The sequence below is a fragment of the Catonella sp. genome (assembly GCF_052169795.1).
In the GTDB taxonomy this organism is placed as follows: domain Bacteria; phylum Bacillota; class Clostridia; order Lachnospirales; family Lachnospiraceae; genus Catonella.
Genome location: NZ_JBQNBU010000081.1, coordinates 1 through 8742, shown reverse-complemented (window position 1 = coordinate 8742; position 8742 = coordinate 1). Strand labels below are relative to the sequence as shown.

Annotated in this window: 7 protein-coding genes; 1 reads left to right on the top strand and 6 read right to left on the bottom strand. The window is 33.3% G+C overall.

All coding sequences use genetic code 11. From position 1 onward, the window contains the following. Positions 1–374: 374 nt before the first annotated feature. Genes nhaC through xylA form a run of 4 tightly spaced genes read right to left on the bottom strand, consistent with a single transcriptional unit; the run spans position 375 to position 5765 of the window. Positions 375–1781: a Na+/H+ antiporter NhaC gene (nhaC, locus tag ACTTKP_RS09900; RefSeq protein ID WP_442553743.1), complete on the bottom strand. Its 1407-nt coding sequence runs from the start codon at positions 1779–1781 to the stop codon at positions 375–377. Positions 1782–1797: 16 nt separating this feature from the next. Next, complete coding sequence (locus ACTTKP_RS09895; RefSeq protein ID WP_442553742.1) at positions 1798–2946, bottom strand: MalY/PatB family protein; 1149 nt, start codon at positions 2944–2946, stop codon at positions 1798–1800. Between the two features lie 21 nt (positions 2947–2967). Continuing rightward, on the bottom strand, positions 2968–4440 hold the full coding sequence (gene xylB / locus ACTTKP_RS09890) for a xylulokinase (RefSeq protein WP_442553741.1): 1473 nt from the start codon (positions 4438–4440) through the stop codon (positions 2968–2970). Between the two features lie 2 nt (positions 4441–4442). Continuing rightward, positions 4443–5765, bottom strand: a complete 1323-nt coding sequence (gene xylA, locus ACTTKP_RS09885) for a xylose isomerase (protein ID WP_442553740.1) — start codon at positions 5763–5765, stop codon at positions 4443–4445. Positions 5766–5958: 193 nt separating this feature from the next. Between xylA and ACTTKP_RS09880 the strand changes: the two genes are divergently transcribed. Further along, positions 5959–7005 (top strand): substrate-binding domain-containing protein, encoded by a 1047-nt coding sequence (locus tag ACTTKP_RS09880; RefSeq protein ID WP_442553739.1) that lies wholly within the window; start codon positions 5959–5961, stop codon positions 7003–7005. A gap of 59 nt (positions 7006–7064) precedes the next feature. On the opposite strand, the gene ACTTKP_RS09875 is transcribed toward ACTTKP_RS09880, so the two are convergent. Both ACTTKP_RS09875 and ACTTKP_RS09870 read right to left on the bottom strand, forming a co-directional pair. Next, entirely contained in the window at positions 7065–7469 is a 405-nt protein-coding gene (locus ACTTKP_RS09875; protein ID WP_442553738.1) for an FGGY-family carbohydrate kinase, read from the bottom strand. Between the two features lie 25 nt (positions 7470–7494). Then, on the bottom strand, positions 7495–8562 hold the full coding sequence (locus tag ACTTKP_RS09870; protein ID WP_442553737.1) for an IS30 family transposase: 1068 nt from the start codon (positions 8560–8562) through the stop codon (positions 7495–7497). Positions 8563–8742 lie beyond the last annotated feature (180 nt).

Here is an 8742-nt window from a genome sequence, read left to right as displayed (position 1 = left end):
GGATGCCCTGACAGAAACATTGACATGCCACGCACTATAAGAATGCGTCCGAGAAAAAATAAAAGCAAATCTTTGAAAGTGGATAAAGAGTGCAGGAAGGGAGTAACTTCCATACCGTAGCTAAAATAAAAAATTAAACTTAGGTGTGGAAGTTACTTTTGCAATTCACCCTATTTTTCATCTCATCTTTATAAAACAATAATCACAGTTCATATTACAAAGTCCTGATGCAGGCTTTATAAGCACATTAATATTTAGCATATTCCTACTCCTTAAAATTAAAACTATAAATATAATAACATACCAAATAAAGCTTAACAATTCTAAAAATTTAGGGTGAGCAAAAACTCACCCTAAATTTTTAACAGTTTATACTATTTTTTCTCTAATTTAGTAATTCCAATTCCTGTGGCAGCCCATATAAGAGCAAAAATTATTCCTAAATAATTTAATATTGCAAACGGAAGATAACTAAGTGTTGCTACTCCAAGCGTTGATGCCATATAAGCACCTGCAGCAGTCCAAGGAATTAAGCATTCAGTACAAGTAACTGAATCTTCCAAAGTTCTAGATAATACTTTGGGATGAAGGCCTTTTTTAATATAAGCCTCCTTAAATGCCTCACCAGGCATAAGTATTGAAACCTGACCGTTACTTGTAACACCAGTTGTAATAAGGCAAGTAACTATTGTAGATGCTACGAGCTTAAATACAGAAGTTACCTTACTTAAGAGTCCATCGACTAATACTGTTAAAGCTCCTGTTACAGTCATCGTTCCGGCAAAAGAAATAGCACATATAGCTATCAGTAAAGTATTCATCATGGCCATCATGCCACCTCTATGTAGTAATCTAATCAGCTCTTTTGGTACACTTTCAGCCTCAAATCCTACCATAGAAACATTAAAACCATTTATAGTTGCATTAACAATGTCTGATAAGTTAACATGTTGGAATACCTTAGCGTTAATTAATGCAAATGCAGATGCCACAAGCATTACAGGTATTGTAGGCTTTTTAGTAATAGAACCAGCTAAAACTATAATAAGAGGTAGCAAAAGTAAAATATTCCAATTAAACATCTTATCAAGATTAGAAGTCATTATGCCAACCATTTCCGGCACTTTAGCACTACCTAAATTTCCAAGCTGTCCCATCACAAAATAAAATATTACTGCTACTATGGCTGAAGCTCCTGTAGTCCAAAGCTGATTATAAACATGTTCATAAAGGTCTACTCCACATACTGCTGAAGAAAGGTTTGTTGTATCTGAAAGAGGTGATAATTTATCCCCAAAATATGCTCCAGAAACAACTGCTCCCGCTACTAAGGCAAGATTGGCATTCATTCCTATAGCAACTCCCATAAAAGCAACTCCGATAGTTCCTGCAGAACCCCATGAAGTACCTGTTAATACCGATACAAGAGCAGCTATCATAAAAGCGGCCAATGCTAAATATTTAGGACTTATAACTTTTAAGCCATAATAAATTAGCATAGGTATTGTACCACCTGCCATTAATGAGCCTATCATAAATCCTACTACTACTAAAATTAGTAATGCTCCCCATATTTTAGTAATCTTAGCTGATATTTCACCAATAATTTCATCATAACTATAGCCTAATACTATTGCTTCAATTCCAGATATAATTGCCGCCAAAATCATAAGTGGCTCTGCCGGTAAATCAAATAAACCAATTCCTAGTCCAAGAATTAAAAGCATAGCTATGATTGGCAACAGTGCTTGTACAAATGTCGGTTTTTTCTTAATTTTCATAAAAATATTATCTCCCTTATAAATATTTTTTAATCCTTCCAAAAGCTTCTTCTAACAATACTCGTGGTGATGCCACATTTATTCTGAAAAATCCTACACCCTCAGATCCAAAAGAACTTCCAAGAGAAAAAGCAACATTAGCCTTCTCATACATTATTTCACTAAGGTCATCTTCACTAAGCCCTGTTTCTCTATAATCTACCCATATAAGATATGTACCTTCACCCTCAATTACCTTAAAGCCTTTTAATTCATTTTCAAAAAAATTCCTAGCATAAGATATATTATCTCTTATTACTTTTTTAGCAATACCGAGCCATTCATCTCCTAGCTCATAAGCTGCACAAACAGCCGGAATACAGAAATAGCTAGGATTATGGATACCTGCCTGTCTTAAATAAAGAATAAGCTCATTTCTTAATTTTTCATTTTTTATTATAATATTACTAGCTTCAAGACCAGGTATATTAAAAGTTTTTGATGGAGCCATTCCTATTATTATATTTTCATAGATATCAAAAAACTCTGCCATACTAATAAATTTTTTATCCCATACAAAATCTGCATGTACTTCATCAGAAAAGATTAGTACATTAAATTCTTTACATATTTTTACAATTTCTTCTAATTCTCCCTTATCCCATACCCTTCCAACAGGATTATGTGGAGATACCATTATAAGCATTTTAACACCATTTGATATTTTTTCTCTAAAATCATCAAAATCAATAAAATACTTACCATTTTTTAAAAGAAGCGAAGATGTAATAAGCTCTCTATTATTTACTCTTACTGCATTTTGAATTGGATCATAAAGCGGAGTAAATACCATTATCTTATCACTAGGTCTTGTATTATTTTGAATATATAATGATATTGCCTGTATTACTCTTGGAGAATAAACTATCCATTCCTTTTCAATGCTATAGTTATAATTATTTTCAATCCATCTTTTAGATGCTAAAAGATATCTTTCACTAACATTAGTATAACCATAAATACCATGTATAGCTACCTTTATAACCTCATTTTCAATCTCAGGTGCAACAGGAAAATCCATATCTGCAACAGTTAATGGAATAAGCTTTTCATTTCCTGTTTTTTCTATAATTTCATCCCATTTTGCACTATTTGTGTTTCTTCTTGAAACTATTTGATTAAACATATTACCTCCCTTAAATTAAATTTATTTTGCTATTTCTCCAAACACTTCTTTTAGTGCCGGATAAATTTTCTTAAACTTACTATAAGCCTTTTCATATTTATCCACAATTTCCTTTTTAGGCTCTATCCTTTCCACAACTTCAACTAAACTTTCACAAGCCTCTTTAACCGAGCTAAACTCACCAGCTCCCACTGCTGCAAGAATAGCTGCACCATAACCTGGTCCTTCTTCACATTTCACTACTTCAAGTGTCACATTTAATACATTAGCTATAATTTCTTTCCATATAGGGCTCTTTGCTCCACCACCACAAATCTTAGCCTTATCTATATTTATACCAAGGCTTCTTGCAACTTCTAGAGAATCACGAAGGGCAAAGGCCACTCCTTCAAATACAGCCTGTGTTAATTTTTCACGAGCTGTATCCATACTCATACCTATAAAACTACCTCTTGCAAAAACATCATTATGAGGAGAACGCTCACCCATAAGATACGGAAGGAAAAATACCTTATTTTCTCCTAAGCTATCAAACCCTTCTTGCTCTTTTACAAAATCTTTTGTCTCAAGTACATTTTCAAGCCACCACTTATTACAAGATGCCGCACTTAGCATACAACCCATTAGATGATAATTTCCATCTGCATGAGCAAAACTATGAAGGGCATTATACTTATCAACTGCAAAATTATCACTTGAAATAAATACTGTACCTGAAGTACCAAGAGAAATATTACAAGCTCCATTTCCTACTGTAGCTGTACCTATAGCTGCTGCCGCATTATCTCCTGCACCTGCAACTATTTTTACATCTAATGAAAGTCCAAGCTCATTTGCTATATCTTCTCTAATATTTCCAACTACTTCATAACTTTCAAAAAGTTTAGGAAGCATTTCTTCTTTTATAGAACAAATATCAATCATTTCCTTAGACCAACATTTATTTTTAACATCAAGAAGAAGCATTCCTGAAGCATCTGAATAATCTGTACTATGTACCCCACTTAAAAGATAAACTATATAATCCTTAGGAAGCATTATCTTTTTTATCTTCTTAAAATTTTCCGGCTCATTATTTTTAATCCAAAGAATTTTAGGAGCTGTAAAGCCTGCAAAGGCTATATTGGCTGTATAACTTGAAAGCTTATCCTTACCTATTTTTTCATTTAAGTACTTAGTTTCAGCCTCAGTTCTACCATCATTCCAAAGGATAGCAGGTCTTATTACCTTATCTTCTTCATCTAAAATAACAAGCCCATGCATTTGACCACCAAAGCTTATAGCCTTAATTTCACTTCTCTCAAAATCTTTTATAAGCTCTTTAATTCCACTAAAAACATCTTCCTTCCAAAAGGCCGGCTCCTGTTCAGACCAGCCTTCTTTTGGAAAGCTAAGTGGATATTCCTTAGATACTATATTCTTTACCTCACCCTTATTACTAATAAGAACAAGTTTTACTGCTGAAGTACCTAAATCAACCCCTATATAATACATATTTATCTCCCAAATAAAATATCATTAAGTATACTTTGTAAATATTCCTGTCTACCTGAACCTGGGCTGCTTGGCTTCTTTAATTTAAGTGCATAATCACTAAGCTCACTAAGTGTAGTACTTCTTTCTAAGATTTTCTTTCCTATTCCCTCATTATAAGAAGCATATTTTTCTTCTACAAATTTTTCAATTCTTCCATCTTCTATAAGCTCTGCCGCCTTTATAAGTCCAAGGGCAAAAACATCCATACCTAAAATAAATGAATAAAACATATCTTCATAGGTATTTGAAGGTCTTCTACTCTTTGAATCAAAATTAAGTCCACCATCAAGACCACCATTTTTAAGTATTTCATACATAGCTAAAGTTGTATCATAAGCATTATGTGGAAATTCGTCTGTGTCCCAACCAAGCATAGGATCACCTGTATTTGCATCTACAGAGCCAAGCATACCGTTAACTCTTGATATCCTAAGTTCATGTTGGAAAGTATGACCTGCAAGTGTAGCATGATTTGCTTCTATATTCATCTTAAAATCCTTATCAAGACCATGCTCTTTAAGAAAAGCTATAGAAGTTGCTGCATCAAAGTCATACTGATGTTTCATTGGTTCCTTTGGCTTAGGCTCTATAAAGAAAGTGCCCTTAAAGCCAATACTTCTACCATATTCTACAGCCATCTTCATTAAATTTGCTATATTTTCCTGCTCAAACTTAACATCTGTATTAAGAAGAGTCTCATACCCTTCTCTTCCACCCCAGAATACATAACCTCTTCCACCAAGTTTTACTGTAAGCTCAAGAACTTTTTTTATCTGTGCTGCTGCAAAGCAATAAACCTCTGCACTATTTGTAGAACCTGCACCATTCATAAATCTAGGATTAGAAAACATATTGGCTGTAGCCCAAAGGCACTTGATATCTGTACCCTTTGTTTTTTCTAATATATAATCTGTAATCTCGTCAAGCCTTTCATTTGTAACATTTATGTCTTCTGAACACTCTGGAATAAGATCTACATCATGAAAACAATAATACTTAATTCCAAGTTTTTTCATAAATTCTATACCGGCATCTACCTTAGCCTTAGCATGCTCCATAGTGCCTGGCTTAACTCCAAAACTCTTATCTGTTGTTCCAGCACCAAACATATCCGCTCCTGTAGCTGAAAGATTATGCCACCAAGCCATTGCAAATGGAAGATGCTCACTCATCTTCTTACCCATTATCACTCTATCAGCATCATAGTATCTAAATGAAAAAGGATTTTTACTTTCCTTTCCTTCAAATTTAATTTCTGGAATATTTTTAAATATTTCGCCCATAACTAACCTCCATTATTTTTTTGTGTTCGTGCACAATTATAAAGTAGCACATTTTTTTTCATAAGTCAAGGTGTTTTTTGTGCGATTTTTATATCTTATAATTTTAGCACACTTATATTTTATACTATTTGACTAAAGCTGTTGAATGTGATATAATACAAAATATCTTTATTTTAGGAGATTTATTTAATTTATGATAACAATAAAGGAAATTGCAGAACTTGTAGGAACTTCAAGGGGTACAGTAGATAGAGTTATAAATAATAGAGGTAACGTTAAACCGGAAATAAAAGAAAAAGTATTAAATATAATAGAAAAATATGATTACAAGCCTAATAAAGCAGGGCTTGCCCTTGTTACCAAAAAAAAGAAATTAACAATAGGAGTTATCCTTTTTAGCAAGCATAATCCATTTTTTATAGATGTTATAAATGGTATGATGACAAAACTAAAAGAGGCCGAAGACTATGGTATTTCTATGATTAGAAAAGAAATTTCCTTTGACTTGGAAGAGCAAAAAAAGGCAATTTTAGAATTAAAAGAAAAAAATATATCATGTCTAATAATATCTCCATTAGATAGTTTCGAAATAAGAGATTTAATTGGTGAACTTTATAATGAAAATATACCTGTTATTACTGTAAACACAGATATTAAAAATTCTAAAAGACTTGCTTATGTAGGAAGTGACTATTACAGTGCCGGTAGTATAGCTGCAGGACTTATGAAGCTCTTTACTAAAGACAAAATAAAACTCGGAATAATTTTAGGCTCAAAAAAGGTACTTTGCCATACAGAAAGACTAGCAGGCTTTAGAGATACTATTAAGAAAAATTATAAAAATCTTGAAATTATAGCCGTACTTGAAAATAATGATGATGATAATAAAAGTTATGAGATAACAAAAAATTTTATAAATAACCATAAAGAAATAAAAGCTCTTTTCTTTGCCGGTGCCGGTGTCGCAGGAGGTACAAGTGCTATTAAAGACGCAAATTTAAAAGATATGTATGTTATTACTTTTGATACACTTAGCAGCACAATAAATATGCTTGAAAAAGGTATAATCACAGCAACTATAGATCAACAACCCTTTATGCAGGGTTATAAATCTATAGAAGTTGCAATTGATTATCTAATACATCACATAAGTCCTAAAAAAGAACTTAATTACCTTAAATCAAATATCATAATAAAGGAAAATATAGGAGAAATTAAAGGGCAGGTCTATCTTAAATAAATATGTATTTTATAATTCTTTTTTCATACATTTTCTGATATACATTGTAAATTTGTCTACTAACAAATCTTATCTACAGCCAAACTTTCTATATCAATTCCCTTTACATATCTCTTTATAAACTCTCTAAAGCCTTCTACATCTTCGCTGTCAGGCTCTATGGTCACACTATCCATTAAAGCAAATATATTTTTATCAAGGAAAGTTTCAAGTGCCTCCCCTTCTTCTTTATTTACCATATATGAAGCAAGAAGTGCCATTCCCCATGCCCCGCCTTCGCTTGCTGGCTTCATTACTGTAACCGGTGCATTTACCGCAGCTGCCAGATACTTCTGACCAACTACTTCAGTCTTAAACAGACCTCCATGACCAAGAAGCTTATCAAACTTTACATTTTCTTCTTTTAATAAAATATCAAGCCCCAGTTTTACTGCTGAGAGAGAAGTATAAAGATGTGTCCTCATAAAGTTTGCAAGATTCAATTTAGCGTTAGGAGTTCTTATAAATTGCAACCCTAAATGTCAGTATTTTATAATTTTTTTCTAGGCTCTTATAGACCGCATTTGAACTCAGTCCACCAAACATCTTTCTCGGATAGTTATTCATAAATTTCTCTATCTCTTTGATCCTCTTTTTGCTGAAACTACCTATGTCCGTGCCTTTGGCTATGAATCTTCTTATCAGTTTGTTATTGTTCTCATTGCTTCCACGTTCATACGAGCAGTAGCTGTGTGCATAAAAATACTTTATACCCATTTCCTCAATAGCCTTCGCATCAGAAAACTCCGTACCATTGTCACTTGTTATGCTCTTGAACATCTTAGAAAATTTACCCCTGTGTATCCTTCTAAGCCCTTCAAGAGCCTCCACTACTGACGCACTGCTCTTGTCCTTTATCTTTACTATTATCTCCTTCCTGCTTAGCCTCTCCGTAAGGACGAGCAGGCAGGCCTTTGACCCTTTCCCTGACACCACTGTGTCCATCTCGTAATGCCCCAGCGTAAGGCGTGAATTTATCTCATCAGACCTTTTCTCAATGCTTTCACCACCACGCTTTAATGACCTCTTTTCCTTCTTCCTTACAGTCTTTTCCTTTTTCTTATATATCAGGTTTGAACGGCTCAGGCTCAGAAAGAGATTCCCATTTATATAGTTATACAGTGTTCTTAAACATATGTTCACCTTGATGGCATTTGATTTCGCAAGTTCTAACGCTGCATATGGAGACATCCTCTCATCAACTATTCTTTCTTCTATAAAATTTACAAGTTCATGGTTGTTCCCTATTTTAAGGTATCCCTCCCTGCTCCTCTGCTTTTCTTCATACCTCCTCTGTCCGACATCATATGCATACTCTTTTTTTTCACTTAAGTCAGAGTTCTTAAGCAGGACTGTTCCACGATTTATTTCTCTATAGATAGTTCTTTCTGAAACGCCTATTTTCTCCGCTATATAGGCCTTGGTCTTTTTTTCTTTAAGATATACTTCTATTTTTGCTCTCTCTGCTAAAGTTAAATGTTTACCTTTTCTTCTTTTTGCGATATACTTATCTTGCATCAAACAATAAAATCCTTTCATGGTTTTTGGTCGAATTTATGATAACATGATTTTATTGTTTGGTGTACTTTTTTACTCATTTATACTGACACTTTATTTTACCATTTATAAGTTTTTTAAAATTGTGTTATTTGAAAAAGTAAATTCCACATTAGTATGGATTTTACTTATTCCATATAT